An 18,888-nucleotide genomic window follows, 5' to 3' on the forward strand; every position below is an offset into this window, starting at 1 on the left:
CTTCGGACGGTCGCACGGAGAACCTGAGGACAAAGCCCGGAACGGAAGCCGGGACGGAACCCGGTACGGTCAGCCGGCGTGGACGATCTCCCAGACGTGACCGTCGGGGGCGCGGACGCAGGCCCCGTACCCTTGCCACGGGAGCGGCCCGGGCGGTCGGGTCACCGTGCCGCCGAACTCCTTGCAGCGGTTGACGATACGGTCGACCTCGGCGTCGGATTCCACGTTCACCGAATGGAGGGTCGACGGACCGGCCGGGGTGGGGGTGCCGCCGGCGAAGGAGGCGAGGGCGTCGGCGGGGTACAGGCAGAGGCGGATCGGCCCGGTCTCGAAGGTGATCAGGTCGCCCCGCTGCGACCGGATCGGCCACCCCATCCCTCGCTCGTAGAATGCCGTCGCGGCGGCGAGGTCGACCGCCCCGAGTGCGATCGTGGAGATGTGCATGCCGATCCCTCCCGGACCGTGGCGCTGGGAGCCGTCGCATCCGATGTTGGACGGGCGCCGAATCGATCGGCATCCGGCGCCAACCGCTCCCGATCCGATTCTCCCCCTTCCGTTGACGCCGCACACCATGCGACTGATGCCCCAGAGCGGCAACTCCCGTCCGCTCCTCGCGCTCCTCCTGCTCCTGGCCTTCTCCGAGGCGTCGGCTTCGGTGTTGCGGGGGCAGGTGGTGGACGACGAGACGGGACAGCCCCTCTCCTTCACGGCCGTCCGTCTGGAAGGCCCTGGCCCCGTCCGCGATCTCCTGACCGGCAACGCCGGTCGCTTCTCGGTCCGCGACCTCGAGCCCGGCCGCTGGTCGGTGCTCTGCACGTACCTGGGTTACGAGGACCTCGAGCGCACCGTCGACGTGCAACCCGGCGTGGAGATCGACCTGGAACTCCGCATGGTGGTCGACGCGATCGAGCTCGAGACGATCGACGTGGTCGGCGACCGCAACGGCTCGGAGCGGGAGTTGCAGACCGGCCTGGTCGAACTCGATTCGGAGACCCTGGCGCGGATTCCGGCGATCGGCGAGGCCGACCCCATCCGTGCGTTGCAGCTCCTGCCGGGAGTGCAGGCGGCGTCCGACCTGTCGAGTGGTCTGTACGTCCGTGGCGGCGGTCCCGACCAGACCCTGATCCTCTTCGACGGTGTGCCGGTCTACAATCCCACCCATGCCTTCGGCCTGTTCTCGAGTTTCCATCCGGATCTGATCGAGGACGTGACGCTCTACAAGGGCGCCTACCCCGCCCAGTACGGCGGGCGCCTGGGGGCGGTGCTCGACGTGCGGAGCCTCGAGGGCGAGCGGGGCCCGACCCGTGGGCGCATCGGCGTGAGCACGATCGCTGCGCGCGGGTTCGTCGAAGGCAGCTGGGGTGATCGGACCTGGGCACTGGGGGGGCGACGGACCTACCTGGAGCCGCTGCTGTCGATCCTGCGCAACAGCGATCCCGCGGTGCCCGCGTACTACTTCTACGACGTGAACGGGAAGCTGCGGATCCCCTCGTCGAACGGTTCGACCGACCTGCGCTTCTACTTCAGCCAGGACCAGCTCGACGTGAACGCCGACGAGAACACGAGTATCGATCTGGGCTGGGGAAATTTCCTGGTGTCGGGCACGCACCGCCGTCTGCTGGGCGAGTCGGCCACCGCCACCGTCAGCGCCTGGTACAGTCGCTATCGCAGCGACACCGATCTCAGTGTGTTCAGCACGCCGGTCGGGATCGCCAACTCCCTTCGAGACGTCTCGGCCGAAGCCACGTTGAGCTGGGCACTTCCACCGCGGCATCGCCTGACTCTCGGACTGACCGGCAGCCGCTATCGCTTCTCCTACGACGAGGCCTTCAATCTCGACGAGACGGTCGACTTCGACGCCAGTGCCTACGACGTGGCCGCCTATCTCGAGGACACCTGGCGGCCGGACGTGTCGTCGACCGTGCGCCTGGGACTGCGCACGCGGTATCTCAGCGATGGTGACCGCGTGCGCTGGGAACCCCGGCTGTCGATCCGGCAGCAGCTGAGCGACGCGTGGACCGCCAAGTTGGGGAGTGGGATCTACCATCAGGTGCTCCAGCTCGTGAGCACCGAGGGCTTCAGCGGAACCGATTTCTACCTGCCGATCGACGAGACCGTCTCACCCAGCCGTTCCATCCAGTTCGTGGCGGGCCTGGAGTGGATCCCCGAGCCCACTTGGAAGCTGAGCGCCGAGGGTTACTACACCGACCTCGAAGGAGTCGTCCTGCTCGACACCGAGATCCCACCCGACCGGGAATCGACCGCCGCGGAGGACGTCTTCGTCACCGGAGGAACCGGATGGGCTTCGGGCGTCGAACTCTTCGCAGAGAAGCGCATGGGGTCGTTGACCGGATGGATCGGCTACACCCTCGGCTGGACGCGGCGCACCTTCGACGAGATCAACCTGGGAGAGACGTTTCCCCCCAAGTACGACCGGCGCCACGACCTGAACGTGGTCGCGCGATGGGAGCGAGGGACCTGGGAGTACGGTGCAACCTTCGTCTACGGAACGGGGCAGGCCTTCACGCCGGCCTCGGCCCGCTACGGGGCGACCAATCCGGCCACGGGACTCCCGCTGAACCTGGGTGAGCTGCTGCCGGCCTCGCGCAACAGCGCTCGTCTGCTGCCCTATCATCGCATGGATCTGAGTGCCACGCGCCGCATCGAGCTGTTCGGCCGGACGGGTCGACTGTCGTTCACCGCGTTCAACGTCTACAGTCGACGCAACGATTGGTTCGTCACCTTCGACGTCGAGGACCCGAGTGCGGAACCCGAGATCGTCGAGCAGTTGCCCATCATCCCGAGCATCGGTCTCGAGCTCGACTTCTGAGCGGGGAGGAACGTCCGATGAAACAGATCGTCGCCAAGGCCCTGCTCGCGATCCTCGCCCTGGCCCTGCTCGTGGGTTGCGAGGACCGGGTCGTCTTCAACGAGGAGGGCGTGGGCCTGGTCGTGGTCGACGCGCAGTTGATCGTCGACCGTCCCCTCCCGGCGATCCGGGTCAGTCGATCGTTGAGTCCGCGCGAGCCCATCACGCCGGCGTCGGCCGGCGAACGTGACGCCGAGGTCTGGGTCGAGGACGAGGACGGAACCCGCGTGTTCTACTCCGGCGACCGGCGTCGGCCCGGTGAGCTGCTCGTTCCGGCCGGCCGCTACCTCCCGGTCGACGACGAGGTCCTGGTGCGTCCCGACACGCGCTACGACCTGTTCGTGCGGACCGCCCTCGGCGAAGAGGTCCGGGCCACGACGACCACTCCGCCCGCCTTCGAGGTCGAGGAATGGGTCGCTCTGGACTTCGACCTGAACGTGATCGAGACCCTCCGGGACTTCGACGACGTCGGGGACAGTGTGTACACCGTCTCGACGAATCGGCTCCGGTGGGGCGACAGTCTCCTCGAGGCGCGCTTCGCGCGCGATCCGCGCGTGTCCGCCTATCAGGTCGCCCTGTTCAGCCTCGACCGGGGTAGCGACTTCGCGATCGAGCCCGACTTCTTCGAAGAAGAGGACTTCGCGGAGCTCGAGCGCGAGGGATCGAGTCCGATGTTCGAGGCCAGCGAGGGGACGATCCGCCTTCCCTGGTTCGCCGTCTTCTTCGAGGGCCGCTACCTGATCAAGGTGTATTCGACCGACAGCAACTGGAACGACTTCGTCAACACGACGCCTTCGTTGAGTGGCGGCCCAGGCTTCGGAGGCAATGCTGGTGACGGTTTCGACCGGCCGATCTTCCACGTCGAGGGGGGCATCGGGCTGTTCGGTTCGGCTGCGGTCGACTCGATCGGCTTCTTCGTCCTCGACGACGACTGATCAGTTCTCCGGGCGCACGTTGCCGGCATCACCGGCGAGGGTGGTCGACCAGTCGGGCCCTCCGCGTTCGCGTGCGCTGGCGAGCAGGAACACCAGCCCGCTCAACGTGAGCAGGTAGAAGGTCGTCATGCGCCAGGCGCCCATCACCAGCGGGAGGACCTCGGCCGGCACCTCGCCCGCGAACAGGGTCAGGAAGACGAGCTCGGCTCCACCCATGGCCCCCGGCGTGGGGATCACCGCCATGAAGGTGAAGCACAACCACTGCAGCACCAGGCCGCGGACGGGATCGATCTCGAGCCCGAGGCCGTGGAGCAGCGCGGTGAACACCGAGTAGCGCGCCACCCACTGGATCGCGGCCAGCAGCAGATTGGTCGACCACGCGAAGGGATGCCGGGTCAGGGCGCGCCCCAGCAGCGCACGCCATTCGAGCCAGGAGCGGCAGAGAACCCCACCCACGGAACGACCCCAGCGCGTCCGTGCGAACACCAGGAGGGCGCCCGCGGTGATCGCCGCGGCGATCGATGCGCGCACCGGGGTCTCGACGGCCCGCGCCCCGACGTCGACGAGCTGTCCGAGCGCGCCGTCGTGCCAGACACCACTGGCCACCAGCATGGCCGGCATGGCGAGAGCGAAGAACAGGCCGTCCTCGAGCGAGCCCATACCGGTCAGCGAGAGAGCGCGGGGAAGGGGCAGGCCGCGGGCGTTCAACATGGCCGTCTTGACGGATGCGCTCCCCACCGCCGTCGGGGTCACCGCGGCACCGACCTCGGAGGCCACGGCCACGCGCAGGCAGTCACCGAGGCTGCGCCGTTCTCCTTCCCAGCGCAGCCAGTTCCACAGCCGCAGGCCGTTGGTCAGCCAGGGCAGGAAGGCGAGCACGAGGGCGAGGGCGAGCCACGCCGGGGAGATGCCGAGGAGCGACGCCGCACTGTCGGGATCGGTCGTCCAGAGAGTGATGCCGAGATGGGCTCCGATACCGAGCGGCAGGAGGATCTTCAGGGAACGCACTGCGCGTCACCGCCGAGGGTCGCAGGTCGCGTGTCGGAAGCCCCGACGTGTCGGTACAGCTCCAGGAGCCTCTCGAAGGTCACGCCCCACGAGAACTGCTGTTCGACCACACGCCGTGCCTCGCGTCCGAGTCGATTCCGGTCGCGACGCAAGCCCTCTCGGAGTGCGCGCGCGAAGTCCGCAGGATCGTCGGGTGCAGCCAGGACCCCCGTCTGGGGTGTGACGCGATCGACGAGCGCGCCCGCGGCGACACCGACCACGCCCAGGCCGCTGGCCTGGGCTTCGATCACCGACAACGCGAAGGTCTCGTGCGGCCCCGCGGTGACGTACAGATCGGCCGAGGCGAGAAGACGGCCGAGCCGGGCGCGGTCACTCACGTAGGGAATCACTCGGATCCGGCTGTCCTCGTGGGCCAGCGACTCGATCCAGGTGCGCAAGGGTCCTTCGCCGATGCAGACCAGCGAGACCTGCTCGGGAAGGCCGGCGTCCCGGAAGGTCTCGACGAGTCGGTCGACGTGTTTCTCCGTGTCGAGCCTTCCCGCGTAGACGAGGATCACCGAGTCGCGCGCGACCCCGTGTTGCTCCCACACCGAACGGTCACGATGGCGCGGGTGGAATCCGTCGAGGTCCACGCCGAGCGGTATGTGGTGCAGGTTCTCCCGGACTCCCACACGAGTGAGCGCTTCGTGCAGTTCGGCGGAGGAAGCGACGACGGCGGCGCAGTCCCGGTACACGGTGCGCGCATAGACATCTCCGATCCATTCGCTCGCCCGTCCCAAGGTCTCGCCTGCGACGCGTTCCACGTAGCGCCGTCCGTAGGCCCGCGGGAAATCGGTGTGGTAGAAGCCGACCACGGGCACTCCGCGGCGCCATCGGTGATACCGGGCGACCCAGGGCATGAGGTAGGGATCGCCGACCTCGACCACGTCGGGGGACTCGCGGCCGAGAATACGCAGCAACTTGTCGACGCGTCCGATGAAGCGGTAGGCGCCCGCCCCGCGCACCATGGGTGAAGTGATCTCGTAGGTGACCGCGCGTCCCTCCTCGACGACACGATCGACCGCCCCGGGCACGATCAGCACGTGTTCGTGGTCGGTGTGGTCGAGGACGAACCGCCGCTTCTCGTCGAGGTAGGTCTTCACGCCCCCGCTGTTGCGGGCGTAGGCCTGGACCATGTCGCAGATCTTCATGGAGCGGTCTCCGGCCGGAGACGACGAGTGTGGGCGAGTGCACGTCTAAGTGCGAATCAGGCCCTCTACAAGACAAGGGGCAGTGAAGATGCGTGGAGGAGGAATTGCTCGGGCGAGACCCCACGAATGCGTCGGCGTGGAGCGGCGCGATCGGCTTTCTCGCGGTGGGCGTCGTCTTGTCCCGATCTTCTCCGACGACTCACACACGTGTCGGTGATCGTGATTATGGTGTGCTGCGTGGAAGGAACCCGCGGTCCCGAGGTCGCCATGACGATGTCGAACGCACGCGTCGAGACCACGAATGCAACCCCCTTCGTCGTGTCGGGCGCGACGCGGGGACTGACGAGATCCCTGGCCGTGGTCGTGTCCCAGGTCGCGAGTCCTCCGGTGGTCGCCGTGGCGGCGGCCTACCTCGCCGCGGGACTCCACGGTCGACCCGTGGCGTTCGGTTGGGCCACGCTCCACGTCGTGCTCATGGTGCTCGTTCCGCTGATCTACCTGGTCGGACTCCTGCGGCGAGGAGCAGTGAGCGACCTGGACGTGTACAGACGTGAAGAGCGGTGGCGGCCGTTCCTGGCCACCGTAGCCGGGGCGTGGACGGGCTGGGTGCTGTTGACCGCACTGGGTGCACCTCCGTCACTGATGGGAGTGACCGGAGTGCTCGCCCTGGAGGCGCTGGTGGTCTTCGCGATCACTCTGAGCTGGAAGATCAGTCTGCACTGTGCCACGGTGGCCGTGGCCGGTGCCCTGGTGTGGAAGCTGATGGGTTCACCGGTCGTGCTCGTGGTCGGTGTTCCCCTGATGATCTGGTCGCGTGTGTTGCTGCGTCGTCACACGCCGGCCCAGACCCTCGCCGGTTCGGTCGTGGGCGTCCTGCTGGTCGTCCTGTTCTTCGATCTGTTCGCCGGGGCGGTGTGACATGCGCGTCGCGATCTTCGCCGAGACCTTCCTCCCCAAGTGGGACGGCATCACCAACACGTTGTGTCGACTGCTGGAGCACCTCGAGTCCGAGGGGCACGAGAGCATCATGTTCGCGCCCGAGGGCGCGCCTTCGTCGTACGCGAGCACGCGCATCCACGGCTACCCGGCGTTCAACTGTCCCTGGTACAACGACCTGCGTCTCGCCACGCCGCTCGGAACCGCCACCCGCGAGATCGAGGAGTTCCAGCCCGACGTGATCCACGTGGCGAGTCCGCTGCTCCTGGGCGCCATGGGTCTGAAGAAGGCCAAGCAGATGGGCGTGCCGGTGGTGGCCAGTTACCACACCGACGTTCCGGGATACATGGAACACTACGGGTTCGGTGCCTTGCGCCAGCCGAGCTGGGCGCTGTTCCGCTGGTTGCACAACCAGGCCGACCTGAACGTCTGTCCCAGTACCCACACGCGACGTCAACTCGAGGAGCACGGTTTCGAGCGCGTGGAGATCTGGGCGCGGGGAGTCGACACCGATCTCTACTCGCCCACGCGTTTCAGCTTCCAGATGCGCGACCGGATGAGCGGTGGTGTTCCCGACGCGCCGCTGTTGCTCTACGCGGGTCGTCTGGCGGTGGAGAAACGACTCGACCTGTTGCGTCCGGTCCTCGACGAGGTTCCGGGAGCACGTCTGTGTCTCGTGGGCAGTGGTCCTGCCGAGGAAGTGCTGCGCTCCATCTTCCGTGGTACCGACACCACGTTCATGGGCTATCTGAAGGGCGAGGACCTGGCCGCCGCCTACGCCTCGGCCGACGTGTTCGTCTTCCCGAGCGAGTCGGAGACCTTCGGGAACGTGGTGCTCGAGGCCATGGCCTCCGGTCTCACCGCCGTGTGCGCCGCGGCCGGGGGGCCGCTCGACATCGTCGACCACGGGCGCAACGGCTACCTGTTCACGCCCGGTCGGCATGCCGAGATCAGCAGCCTGCTCGAGTGGCTGATCGCTCACCCCGGTCCGAGCCGGGCGATCGGCCAGCGGGCCCGGATCCACGCCGAGGCGAACAGCTGGACCAACGTCATGGTCGGTCTGGTGAATCGTTACCGGGAGCTGGCCGAACTCAGTGAGGCCGAGCGCCCGGCTCTGGCGGGCTGAGTCGCGAACGTCCCCGCCAGGCCACCACGCCGTCGGACGCCGAACGTACACGCCAGTCGACGATCGGCTCGAGTTCCCGGGGCGGAACGAGCCCCGTGCGCGCGCTGCGCGTGAACCACACGAACACGACGGGATCGTCGGGAGCGAGCCCGGCCGTCAGCAGGCCGGGCTCGGGCCACTGGGTGCGTCGTCCGGTGTGCCAGTACAGGTACTCGGGCACGTTGGACCACACGGGATCGGCACCGTGGAGCAGGGGCTCCAGTTCCGCGAGCGAACGGGCCAAGCCTCCGTCGGGGGCGTAATCGTCCGCGCGTTCGGCGAGCAGCGGGGCACGCATCGTTCCGATGCCGCTGGCGAGCAGCCACAGTGCCCAGGCCGTGGCGATCGAGGCTCCGATCCGGGTGCGTCGTGATCGGCGCTGCAACGCGTCGCCGACCCGGGTTGCGAGGACGACGGTCACCGCGAAGGCCGGCGCCAGCAGCCGGTGGTCGGGGAGGTCGATCCTCTGCCGCGTGGAACCGACCCAGAGCAGGAGCAGGAAACCCGCGAGGGCTACGAGCCAGGGCGCGTCACCCGCGCCGGGCACCGCGCGCCCGCGCCGTATCCAGAGCGCGACGGTCCCCAGTGCGGCCAGCGCGGCCGTGATCAGGAGGACGTCCGTCGAGTCGACCTGAGGCACCACCCAGCGCGCCATGTGCTCGAGGGTGCGGCGGACGGTGGGGCCGAGTGGGCGGGGATCTCCCGGGAAGCTCTCGACGAGCTGTCCGGTGTGGAGAAGGTTGCGTCCCACCCACGCGATCAGGGGAAGGCTCACGGGGACCATCCACGGGAGCGCGCGTGGACCCGACCGCACCAGCAGGACCAGCACGACGGCCGGCCACAACATCAGACCGGTGAGTTTGACCACCGGGGCGATCGCGGCCAGCGCGAGCATCCATGCGCGGGCCGTGAGCGAGCCGTCTTCGACGGAGCGGGTGGCGGCGAAGAGGGTGGCGAGCACGATCGCGACCAGCAGTGCGTCGGCCAGGAGCGCGGTCGCCACGGTCACGATCGGAGCTCCGACGATCGTGCCCACCAGCATCGCCGCACGCCAGCTCTGCGAGCGCAGCCGGAGGGCGAGGGGCCAGAGCACGAACGGCACCAGCACCGACCAGAGAAGGGCCGTGCCGGCGCCGCCGACGGTCCGGGGCTCGATGCCGAGCGCGATCCCGGGGGACAGGGTGAGGGCGTAGCCCGGCGGCCAGATCCCGCTGGGCTCGCCGTCGAATCCGTGGGCGCCCTGGCCCGCCGCGAGCGATCGGGCCATGGCCACGTATTCGACGCTGTCGGGCGTCATGAAGACGCCGTGGACGTGCACGCCCACGGCGAACAGCAGCAGCAACGGAGGAACGAGCGACCAACGGGATCGTGTCATGACGCTCTGGTCATACCACGACCCGGCCCCGAGCGCCGCTACGGAGCCTGACAGCCGGCCACGGTGAATCGCCCCAGCAGTTCGCGCACGACCATCTGGCGGTCCTTGTCGGCCTTGTACAGCGCCGCCACCTTCTCGCGTGCCGCGGGCACGTTCCCGCAGGCCTTGCCACGCGCGATCAGCTCGCGCCCGTCGTCGGGCATGGGTCCCCAGTTACCGCACTCGACGAACTCGTCGCTCAGGAACACGAACTTCGGCACGGCTTCACCGCCGTTGGTGAGGAAGCGCGCAAAGGCTTCGGGCTGTTCCTCGCGCGTGACGTAGCGCACCTGCAGGCGATCGTTCTCACGGACCATGCGTTCGAGCACCGGCACGTGGCGGACGACGTCGCCGCACCAGTCCTCGGCGAAGGCCACCACGTGGACCGGGCGGTCGATTCCCCGGAGTGCGGCCACGGTCGAGGGCTCCAGCCGCTGACGCTCGATCGAATTCTGCATCTTCTCGACATGTTCGGCGTTCTCGGCTGCATCGATCCAGGCCTCGTGGGTACGGCCCGAGTCGAACACGTTCTTCCAGTCGATGGTGGGCAGGACGGGTGGACGGGGCATCACGGTCTCCGAACGAGGGGGCGAGAACAGGCTCAGGCGTGGCCGGGATCGGCCGCCGGAGGTGCCACCGGGGCACCGAGATCGTCGGCCGCGGCCACGGGTTCACGTTGGGACTGCAGGGCCAGGAGGGTCAGCATTCCCAGGTAGACGCTGGCCGCCGACAGGTGCAGGAGTTGGGCGACGGGAGGGACGTCCATGGTGACCAGCGCCGCGCCGAGGATCATCTGTGCCACCACCAGGGCGACGCTCGCATCGGCGGCACGCACCAGACCCGTGTCGGCGCGGAAGCGGCGCCGGCTCCACACGGCCAGACCGATCGTCGCGGCCAGCATGAGCTGTGAGAACCCGCGGTGCACCGTGTCGAGCGTTCCCACCTGTTCGATCCACTCGCTGCGGGGCAGTTCGGGGTTCTCGTCGACGGCGTGTTCCATGGCACCACGGACGTTCGTCCCCAGACCCACCTGGACGAGCGTGAGCACGATCACGATGCCGACGGCGTGACGGAAGCGTCGCCGGGCCGGGTCCTTCGATCGCGGTAGACCCGCGTGCTGCAGGCGCGCGTGGAAGGTCGCGTACAGGAGCAGGGTGACGATCACCAGGGCCACGACCATGTGGGTCGTGATCATCCAGGGTTCCAGCCCCGATCGCACGACCTGACCGCCGAGCCATCCCTGGAAGCCCACGAGCAGGGTTGCGGCGAGCGCGGGCCAGAGCAGGCGGGGGCGGTGGCGGTGCCACAGCAGCGCCATGACCAGCGTCGCCACGATGAGCAGTCCGATGGTCACCCCGAGCAGCCGGTTCGTGTACTCGAGCCAGGTGAGCGTGGCGTTGAACTGGGTCGGATCCCAGCCCGGAGGCAGCTGGGAGGCCTGGAGGGGCGGAATCCACGACCCGAAGCACTTCGGCCAGTCCGGACACCCCAGTCCCGCGCCGGCGGCCCGCACGAGCGCTCCGACGAGGATCAGGGTGTAGGTGGCGACGGTGGTGGCCAGCGCCATGCGTGCGAAGGCCCTCAGACGGTTTCCGTTCATGGCCTGCCACGGGTTCGGGGGCGACCGGGGACGACGCGGGAACGCTAGTGAACGCCGCGGGGAGGCGCCACGTTCCGGGCACGGTGGAAGGTCCTGCCGACCCGACCGCGCCCGAGGTCGCCGAAGTCGTCGCGAGGTCGGATCGACGTCGGAACGTCCTTTGCAGGATTCCCGAGGCCGTCCCCATTCGCCGCAACTCCGAAGGACCCCCCCATGACGATCCAGCAGAAGGTCAACCGCGGTCTCCTCGCCGCCGCCGCCGTCCTGGTGGTCACCACCGTCGTCTCCTTCCTCGGACTCCGGGGGCAGGTGGACGAGGCACTCGATCGAGAGATGGTGGGTACGGTCGAGGGCATCGTGCGTCAGCTCGAGCTCGCCGATCACATGTACCTGGAGCAGGTCGAGAGCGGGATGCGCCTGCTGCGACACCGGGCGCACGAGCTCGGCGAACCCCGCCGCGACGGGATGATCCCCGTTGCCGGTGTTCCGGCCGATGGCCTCTACTTCGGCGACGCGGTCGTGAACGAGGAGTTCTCGCTCGTCGATGCCACCACCGACCTCGTGGGCGGCACCGCCACGCTCTTCGCCCGCACCGGCGACGATTTCGTCCGTGTGAGCACGAACGTGCAGAAGGACGACGGATCGCGGGCCATCGGCACGAAGCTGAACCCCGAGGGCAAGGCCCATCCACGGATCATGGCGGGCGAGTCGTACCGTGGCCTGGTCGGGATCCTGGGTCGTCCCTTCGTCACGGGCTACGATCCGATCGTCGATGCGAGCGGTGCCGTCGTCGGGATCTACTACGTGGGCTACCCCGTCGTGGAGATGCAGGAGCTGGGCACGGCGATCGCCGCCATGAAGCTGCTCGACCACGGATTCGTGTCGCTCGTCGACGCCGACGGCGAGGTCGTGTTCGCGTCCGACTCCGCACCCGATGACGTGGGCGCGATCGTGACGCGTGAGAGCGCTGACGGTTGGCACCTCTTCGCGCGGACCTTCGATGCCTGGGGCTACGATGTCGTGGCCGCCGTGCCCTCGTCCGACATCGCAGCACGCACGACGGCGTCGACCGCCCAGGTGCTGGGACCGACACTCGTCGTCTTCGTCGCGATCGGTCTGCTGGGCTTCTTCGGTGCGCGGGCCTTCCTGCGCCCTCTCGACGCGGTCGCGGCCGCGGTCGAGGGCGTCGCCGACGGTGACGGCGACCTCACGCAGCGGATCGACTACGACCGCGACGACGAGCTGGGGCGTGTCGCGCGCGCGCTGAATCGCTTCCTCGACAAGATCCGCGAGTCGATCCGGGTGATCGCGAACTCGGCGGACTCGCTGTCGAGCACCGGCGAACGCCTGGGTGCGGTGAGCGACTCCATGGTGCAGTCGGTCGATTCGACCACGAACGAAGCCGGAACCGTGGCCGGCGCGGCCGAGCAGGTGTCGGCGAGCACCGACAACGTGGCCTCGGCCGCCGAGGAGATGCAGGCCACGATCCGCGAGATCGCCGAGAACGCCACGCGGGCGGCCGACGCATCGAGCGGTGCCGTCGACTCGGTGCGCAACGCCACCGCCATCATGAGCCGGCTGAGCGACAGCAGCGGCCAGATCGGCAGCGTGCTCGGTCTGATCGAGGAGATCGCCGAGCAGACGAATCTGCTGGCCCTGAACGCGACCATCGAGGCCGCACGCGCCGGGGAGGCCGGACGCGGCTTCGCCGTGGTGGCGAACGAGGTCAAGGAACTCGCCGAGCAGACGGCCCGCGCCACCGAGGACATCCGGACCAAGGTCGGATCGATGCAGTCCGACACCGAGGCCGCCGTGGGCGCCCTCGACGGCTACACGGCGGTGATCGAGGAGATCGATCAGGTCTCGCAGTCGATCGCCGGTGCCATCGAGGAGCAGGCCGCCACGACCCAGGAGATCGGCAAGAGCGTGCACGAGACGGCTCAGGGAAGCCGCAACATCTCCGAGAGCATCCAGTGCGTGGCACGACTGGCCGACGACAGTGGCGGGCACATCCGTCAGGCCGCGCAGCTCGGCGAGCAGCTGGCCGGAGTGACGAAGGAACTGCAGCGGCTGATGACGCAGTTCAAGTACTGATCCGGACTGCGAACGGACGTCCTCACATCTGCGTAGCGACGCAGCGCTGGTCTGCGGGCGGGGCACCTCCTATCCTGCACCCGTCCGCGCGAGAACCGACCGCGGCCCGTCGGAGTCGGGCCGCGGTCGCGCCCGCCTCTCCCCAGCGCGAGGACCCATGTTCGATCCCAGCCGACCGCTCACCGACGAATTCGAACCTGCCGACATCGGGCTCTGGCGCGAGAAGGCCACGGCCGACCTGAAGGGCAGACCCCTCGAGAAGCTCACCGGCCACACCGACGACGGTCTCGAGATCCGCCCGCTGTACACGCGCGACGAACAGGTCGCGCCCACGATGATCGGTCTGCCCGGTGCGCCACCCTTCCGGCGCGGGACCCGGCCGCTCGGACGCAGCCTGGAGGGCCCCGACGTCCGCAGCGTGGTCGAGAACGCCGATCCCGAGCGAGCGAAGGAGCAGTTGCGCGAGGACCTCCATCGCGGAGCCACCTCGGTGCTGCTGCGGATCGCCACCCGGACGGCGCACGGATGGACCCCCGGTGTGCGGCTGGCCTCGGCGGCGCAGCTGAAGGGTCTGTTGGACGGCGTCGATCCGATCGCCGCGCCGGTCCATCTCGACGCCGGAGGTGCGGGCATCGAGTTCGCCCAGGCCTGGGTCGAATTGCTCGAGGAGCGCGGATTGCACCCGGCGGCCGTACGCGGCGGCCTGGGGATCGATCCGATCGGGACCCTTGCCCGCGAGGGAGAGGTCCCGGCATCGGTCGAAGCGGTCCTGAGCCGGGGCGCGGCCCTGACCCACGACGTCGAGGCCATGCCGAACCTCCGTGTGTTCTCGGTCGATCCCGATTTCGTGCACCACGCGGGCGCGACCACCGCGCAGACCCTCGCCGTGGCGCTGGCCACCGGTGCCGCGTACCTGCGGGCACTCGATGCCGCGGGTGTCGATCCCGACCACGGCACCGGCCGCATCGCCTTCGCCTGGCGCGCCGACACGCATTTCTTCGAACAGATCGCGGCGCTGCGTGCCCTGCGCATCACGTGGAACCGGATCGCCGAGGCCAGCGGCTCCTCGGGACGTTCCATGCACGTGCACGTGCTCACCTCCGAACGTGTCGTGTCGCGCCGCGACCCCTGGGTGAACGTCCTGCGCGGGACGGCCACCACCTTCGCCGGAATGATCGGCGGGGCCGACGCGGTGAGTTGCGCCTCCTTCGATCGCGCCCTCGGACAGTCGGCGCCCATGGGGCGCCGCATCGCGCGGAACACGCCGATCATCCTGGGCGAGGAATCGCATCTGCACCGCGTGGTCGATCCGGCCGGCGGCTCGTGGTTCCTCGAGAATCTCACCGCGGAACTCGCGCTGAAGGCCTGGGACGAGTTCCAGGAGATCGAGCGCGAAGGCGGGGTGATCGAGGCCCTGCGCAGCGGATGGTTGCGCGAGCGCGTCGACGCGGCGTGGGAGCGCAAGCGCGCGAAGATCGCCACGCGGCGTGAAGCCCTGACCGGTGTGAGCGAGTTCGCACAGCTCGACGAGCGTCGTCCCGACGTCGAACCCTTCCCGGATCCGGGCGAAGGCGTGCAGGCCGAGTCCGAGCGCCTGCAGCCGTGGCCGGTGCGTCGGCTGGGTGACGACTTCGAGGAGCTACGCGACGCCAGCGACGCCGCCAACGCCGAAGGCCGCGAACCCCGCGCCTTCCTCGTGACGCTCGGTCCGCTGGCCGAGCACAACCTGCGCGCGAACTGGATCCGCAACGTCCTCGCGGCCGGGGGCATCGCCAGCCGCGATGCCGGAGACCTCGAGGACGCCGACGCGGCCGCGAAGGCCTTCGCCGAGTCCGGGCTCGACTTCGCGGTGATCTGCGGGACCGACGCACGCTACGCCGAACAGGCCGCCGACGTGGCGCGGGCCCTGCGCCGCGAGGGCGTTCCCCTGGTCTGGCTCGCCGGCCGTCCCGGAGACCACGAAGACGCGTGGAGGAGCGCGGGGGTCGACCGCTTCGTCCACATGGGTGTCGACGTGATCGAGGTCCTGCGCGAAGCGCTGGGCCACCTGATCGAATCCACCCGGGAGGAGACCGAGCGATGAGCCGCGTGCCGAACTTCAGCGATCTCCCCCTCCACGTGCCCGGCGACGCGCCCCTCGACCGCGCGCTGTGGCGCAACCGCGTGGAAGCCGCCCACGGAACGCCCCTCGACGAGCTGACCTGGAACACGCCCGAGCGCATCGAGGTGTCACCGCTCTACACCTTCGACGACCTCGACGAGCTCGATCACCTCGACACCGTGCCCGGCGTCCCGCCCTTCCTGCGTGGCCCCTACACGACCATGTACGTGCAGCGGCCGTGGACCGTTCGTCAGTACGCGGGCTTCAGTACGGCCGAGGAGAGCAACGCCTTCTACCGCCGCAATCTCGCGGCCGGTCAGAAGGGCCTGTCGATCGCCTTCGATCTGGCCACCCATCGCGGCTACGACAGCGATCACCCCCGGGTCGAAGGTGACGTCGGCATGGCCGGCGTGGCCATCGATTCGATCCTCGACATGCGGCGCCTGTTCGAAGGGATCCCGCTCGACGAGATGAGCGTGTCGATGACCATGAACGGCGCCGTGCTGCCGATCATGGCGCTGTACATCGTGGCGGCCGAGGAACAGGGCGTGAAGCCCGAGCAGCTGGCCGGGACCATCCAGAACGACATCCTGAAGGAGTTCATGGTCCGCAACACCTACATCTACCCGCCGCTTCCGAGCATGCGGATCATCGCAGACATCTTCCGCTACACGGCCGAGCGCATGCCGCGCTTCAATTCGATCTCGATCAGCGGCTACCACATGCAGGAAGCCGGTGCGACGGCCGACCTCGAGCTGGCCTACACCCTGGCCGACGGGCTCGAGTACCTCCGCACCGGCGTGGATGCCGGCCTCGGCGTCGATGCCTTCGCCCCACGGCTGAGCTTCTTCTGGGCCGTCGGCATGAACTTCTTCATGGAAGTCGCCAAGATGCGCGCGGCCCGCATGCTGTGGGCGCGGCTGGTGAAGGACTTCGACCCGAAGAACCCGAAGTCCATGAGCCTGCGTACGCACAGCCAGACCAGCGGTTGGAGCCTGACCGCCCAGGACGTCTACAACAACGTGGTGCGCACCTGCATCGAGGCCATGGCCGCCACGCAGGGACACACCCAGTCGCTGCACACCAACAGCTTCGACGAGGCGCTCGCCCTGCCGACCGATTTCTCGGCGCGGATCGCGCGCAACACGCAGCTGTTCCTGCAGCAGGAGACCGACACCTGTGCGACCGTCGATCCCTGGGGCGGCAGCACCTACGTCGAGAACCTGACCCGCGATCTCGCGGCCCGGGCCACCGAGCACCTGGAGGAGGTCGAGGAGGCCGGCGGCATGGCGCGGGCGATCGAGCAGGGGCTGCCCAAGCTGCGGATCGAGGAGGCCGCCGCGCGCACGCAGGCCCGCATCGACAGCGGGGTGCAGACGGTGGTGGGCATCAACAAGCACCGCCTCGACGCGGAGGACGCCGTCGAGGTCCTGAAGGTCGACAACTCGGCCGTGCGCGAGCAGCAGGTCGCCCGTCTGCAGGAGCTGCGCCGCGACCGCGACGACGACGCGGTGCGTTCGAAGCTCGACGCGCTGACGAACTGCGCCGAGAGTGGAGAGGGAAATCTGCTCGACCTGGCCGTCGACGCGGCGCGCGACAAAGCCACCGTCGGCGAGATCAGCGAGGCCATGGAGAAGGTCTTCGGCCGCCACCAGGCCGAGATCCGCTCCATCCAGGGGGTGTACAGCGGCGAGATGGACCAGGGAGAGGACCACGCCGACGATCTGGAGCGCGTGCGCGCGGCCGTGAACGACTTCGCCGAGCACGAAGGGCGTCGTCCGCGGATCCTGATCGCCAAGATGGGCCAGGACGGCCACGACCGCGGCCAGAAGGTGGTGGCGACCGCCTTCGCCGACTTCGGCTTCGACGTCGACATCGGTCCGCTCTTCCAGACCCCGGAGGAGAGCGCGCGGCAGGCCGTGGAGAACGACGTGCACGTGGTGGCCGTGAGTTCGCTCGCCGCCGGTCATCTCACCCTGGTGCCGAAGCTGCGCGAGGCCCTGGCCGCTCTCGGCCGCGAGGACATCGTGATCGTGGTGGGTGGTGTCGTGCCGCCGCAGGACTACCAGGCCCTTCTCGATGCCGGCGCGAGCGCTGTGTTCGGGCCGGGGACCGTGATCGGCGACGCGGCCGTCGAGGTGATCGAGGAACTGCGGCGTCGTCTGGGCTATCCCTCGGCGGAGAGTTGAGCTTGAACGACGAGCCGCCGAAGAAACCGCCGCGCTCGGCGCTGTCGACGGACCCGGCTGGCGAGCAGGGTCCGCGCAACCGCAGCGGAGGCCCGCGCCGGCGCGAACTCACGTTGCGTGACTACGTCGACGGGATCCGCGCGGGCGACCGCGCCGTCCTCGGCCGCGCGCTCACGCTGATCGAGAGCAACCGTCCCGAGCACCAGGATCTCGCCCAGCAGATGCTGCGCGAACTGCTCCCCGACACCGGGGCGGCGATCCGGGTCGGCCTGACCGGGGTGCCCGGTGCCGGCAAGAGCACCTTCATCGAGACCCTCGGCACGCGGCTCACGCGCGAAGGCCACCGGGTGGCCGTGCTCGCGGTCGACCCGTCGAGCGGGGTGAGCGGCGGCAGCATCCTCGGCGACAAGACCCGGATGTCGAAGCTCGGCACCGATCCGAACGCCTTCGTGCGTCCGTCGCCGAGCGGCGGCACGCTGGGTGGGGTCGCGCGCAAGACCCGCGAGTCGATGCTCGTGTGCGAGGCCGCCGGCTACGACGTGATCGTGGTCGAGACGGTCGGAGTGGGCCAGAGCGAGACCCAGGTCGCCGAGATGACCGACGTCTTCTGTGCGCTCCTGTTGGCCGGGGCAGGTGACGAACTGCAGGGGATCAAGCGTGGCCTGCTCGAACTCGTCGACGTGATCGCGGTGAACAAGGCCGACGGCCCCGACGAGACCCGGGCGGCGCGGGCGGCGCGTCAGATCGAGGGCGCGCTGCACATCTTCCGGGGCGGCGACGAGGTGCCCGTGCTGACGTGCTCGGCCCTGCAGGACGTTCGCGTGGCCGAGGTGTGGGCGTCGATCCGGCGGCTCCACCACGCGCGCCGCGACAGCGGGGTGATCGACGAACGTCGGAGCGAGCAGGCGGTGCGCTGGATGTGGTCGCTGGTCGACGAGCAGGTCAGCCGGCGTCTGCGTCACGATCCTGCGACCCGGGATCTGGCCGACGAAATGGAGATCGCCGTTCGCGACGGGCGGCTGCCCGCGGTGGAAGCCGCCGTCCGCGTGATCGGTCGCCTGCTCGGCGACTCCTGATCGACAGCTGCGTCAGTTCGCGTGCAGCTGGTGATGGATGCACTCGCGATGTTTCCGCGCCAGCTCCAGGCACTCCGTGTCGTCGAGTTCCACCAGCCAACGGTGGCGGGCGTTCAGCGACAGCTTGCGCAGCTCGCACAGCTCGCAGTCGCCGAGCTCACAGTCGCAGCTCTCGAGCGGACAGCGATTGAGTGCGCCGTACAGCACGTCGCGGGCGAGCGCGACTTCGTAGGTGTCGACCTTCATCTCCGTGCCCCTTCTTCGTCTTCGGACAGCGGTCCGGGCGAGGGCCGCCGAGGCTCATGGCCGTC

The 18,888-nt window shown here is 69.0% G+C and carries 15 protein-coding genes; 8 read left to right on the forward strand and 7 right to left on the reverse strand.

The window, feature by feature from the left end:
* Positions 1-69: 69 nt before the first annotated feature.
* Positions 70-444, reverse strand: a complete 375-nt coding sequence (locus VKA86_10815) for a VOC family protein (protein HKK71699.1) — start codon at positions 442-444, stop codon at positions 70-72.
* A 127-nt stretch (positions 445-571) separates the two neighbouring features.
* On the opposite strand from VKA86_10815, the gene VKA86_10820 reads away from it, so the two are divergent.
* On the forward strand, positions 572-2,830 hold the full coding sequence (locus tag VKA86_10820) for a TonB-dependent receptor plug domain-containing protein (protein ID HKK71700.1): 2,259 nt from the start codon (positions 572-574) through the stop codon (positions 2,828-2,830).
* A 17-nt stretch (positions 2,831-2,847) separates the two neighbouring features.
* Complete coding sequence (locus VKA86_10825; protein ID HKK71701.1) at positions 2,848-3,804, forward strand: DUF4249 family protein; 957 nt, start codon at positions 2,848-2,850, stop codon at positions 3,802-3,804.
* On the opposite strand, the gene VKA86_10830 is transcribed toward VKA86_10825, so the two are convergent.
* Positions 3,805-4,812, reverse strand: coding sequence for a lysylphosphatidylglycerol synthase transmembrane domain-containing protein (locus VKA86_10830; GenBank protein HKK71702.1), 1,008 nt, complete (start codon positions 4,810-4,812; stop codon positions 3,805-3,807).
* Positions 4,800-6,002, reverse strand: a complete 1,203-nt coding sequence (locus VKA86_10835) for a glycosyltransferase (protein HKK71703.1) — start codon at positions 6,000-6,002, stop codon at positions 4,800-4,802. The genes VKA86_10830 and VKA86_10835 overlap by 13 nt, the downstream gene beginning before the upstream one ends.
* A 267-nt stretch (positions 6,003-6,269) precedes the next feature.
* Here VKA86_10835 and VKA86_10840 point away from each other — a divergent pair, with 267 nt between their 5' ends.
* A complete protein-coding gene (locus VKA86_10840) occupies positions 6,270-6,920 on the forward strand; it encodes a phosphatase PAP2 family protein (GenBank protein HKK71704.1) in 651 nt (216 codons plus the stop codon).
* 1 nt (position 6,921) lies between these two features.
* Positions 6,922-8,064 carry a glycosyltransferase family 1 protein gene (locus tag VKA86_10845; protein ID HKK71705.1) on the forward strand — a complete coding sequence of 381 codons (1,143 nt, stop codon included), beginning with the start codon at positions 6,922-6,924 and terminating at the stop codon, positions 8,062-8,064.
* Here the strand turns inward: VKA86_10845 and VKA86_10850 are convergent.
* From VKA86_10850 to VKA86_10860, 3 genes are read right to left on the reverse strand one after another with little or no spacing between them, the layout of a single operon-like run.
* Complete coding sequence (locus VKA86_10850; GenBank protein ID HKK71706.1) at positions 8,030-9,478, reverse strand: hypothetical protein; 1,449 nt, start codon at positions 9,476-9,478, stop codon at positions 8,030-8,032. The two genes, VKA86_10845 and VKA86_10850, sit on opposite strands and share 35 nt — an antisense overlap.
* Before the next feature lie 38 nt (positions 9,479-9,516).
* Positions 9,517-10,086, reverse strand: coding sequence for a thioredoxin family protein (locus tag VKA86_10855; GenBank protein HKK71707.1), 570 nt, complete (start codon positions 10,084-10,086; stop codon positions 9,517-9,519).
* A gap of 32 nt (positions 10,087-10,118) precedes the next feature.
* Complete coding sequence (locus VKA86_10860) at positions 10,119-11,117, reverse strand: COX15/CtaA family protein (protein ID HKK71708.1); 999 nt, start codon at positions 11,115-11,117, stop codon at positions 10,119-10,121.
* A gap of 213 nt (positions 11,118-11,330) precedes the next feature.
* Here VKA86_10860 and VKA86_10865 point away from each other — a divergent pair, with 213 nt between their 5' ends.
* The 4 genes from VKA86_10865 (at position 11,331) to meaB (ending at position 18,577) form a co-directional block, all read left to right on the forward strand.
* Positions 11,331-13,211: a Cache 3/Cache 2 fusion domain-containing protein gene (locus VKA86_10865; protein ID HKK71709.1), complete on the forward strand. Its 1,881-nt coding sequence runs from the start codon at positions 11,331-11,333 to the stop codon at positions 13,209-13,211.
* A gap of 157 nt (positions 13,212-13,368) precedes the next feature.
* Complete coding sequence (locus tag VKA86_10870) at positions 13,369-15,294, forward strand: methylmalonyl-CoA mutase family protein (protein HKK71710.1); 1,926 nt, start codon at positions 13,369-13,371, stop codon at positions 15,292-15,294.
* Entirely contained in the window at positions 15,291-17,501 is a 2,211-nt protein-coding gene (gene scpA / locus VKA86_10875; protein HKK71711.1) for a methylmalonyl-CoA mutase, read from the forward strand. Before VKA86_10870 ends, scpA begins: the two co-directional genes overlap by 4 nt.
* A 2-nt stretch (positions 17,502-17,503) precedes the next feature.
* Positions 17,504-18,577, forward strand: a complete 1,074-nt coding sequence (gene meaB / locus VKA86_10880; GenBank protein HKK71712.1) for a methylmalonyl Co-A mutase-associated GTPase MeaB — start codon at positions 17,504-17,506, stop codon at positions 18,575-18,577.
* Between the two features lie 12 nt (positions 18,578-18,589).
* On the opposite strand, the gene VKA86_10885 is transcribed toward meaB, so the two are convergent.
* Positions 18,590-18,823, reverse strand: coding sequence for a hypothetical protein (locus tag VKA86_10885; protein ID HKK71713.1), 234 nt, complete (start codon positions 18,821-18,823; stop codon positions 18,590-18,592).
* Positions 18,824-18,888: the final 65 nt, after the last annotated feature.

This window comes from Candidatus Krumholzibacteriia bacterium (assembly GCA_035268685.1).
Classification (GTDB): domain Bacteria; phylum Krumholzibacteriota; class Krumholzibacteriia; order JAJRXK01; family JAJRXK01; genus JAJRXK01.

Coding starts and splice junctions, on each gene's coding strand:
- VKA86_10850 (HKK71706.1), bottom strand. CDS start 9,478: ATGACACGATCCCGTTGGTCGCTCGTTCCTCCGTTGCTGCTGCTGTTC.
- VKA86_10825 (HKK71701.1), top strand. CDS start 2,848: ATGAAACAGATCGTCGCCAAGGCCCTGCTCGCGATCCTCGCCCTGGCC.
- VKA86_10835 (HKK71703.1), bottom strand. CDS start 6,002: ATGAAGATCTGCGACATGGTCCAGGCCTACGCCCGCAACAGCGGGGGC.
- VKA86_10845 (HKK71705.1), top strand. CDS start 6,922: ATGCGCGTCGCGATCTTCGCCGAGACCTTCCTCCCCAAGTGGGACGGC.
- VKA86_10855 (HKK71707.1), bottom strand. CDS start 10,086: ATGCCCCGTCCACCCGTCCTGCCCACCATCGACTGGAAGAACGTGTTC.
- VKA86_10885 (HKK71713.1), bottom strand. CDS start 18,823: ATGAAGGTCGACACCTACGAAGTCGCGCTCGCCCGCGACGTGCTGTAC.
- VKA86_10840 (HKK71704.1), top strand. CDS start 6,270: ATGACGATGTCGAACGCACGCGTCGAGACCACGAATGCAACCCCCTTC.
- VKA86_10865 (HKK71709.1), top strand. CDS start 11,331: ATGACGATCCAGCAGAAGGTCAACCGCGGTCTCCTCGCCGCCGCCGCC.
- VKA86_10870 (HKK71710.1), top strand. CDS start 13,369: ATGTTCGATCCCAGCCGACCGCTCACCGACGAATTCGAACCTGCCGAC.
- VKA86_10815 (HKK71699.1), bottom strand. CDS start 444: ATGCACATCTCCACGATCGCACTCGGGGCGGTCGACCTCGCCGCCGCG.
- VKA86_10860 (HKK71708.1), bottom strand. CDS start 11,117: ATGAACGGAAACCGTCTGAGGGCCTTCGCACGCATGGCGCTGGCCACC.
- scpA (HKK71711.1), top strand. CDS start 15,291: ATGAGCCGCGTGCCGAACTTCAGCGATCTCCCCCTCCACGTGCCCGGC.
- VKA86_10820 (HKK71700.1), top strand. CDS start 572: ATGCGACTGATGCCCCAGAGCGGCAACTCCCGTCCGCTCCTCGCGCTC.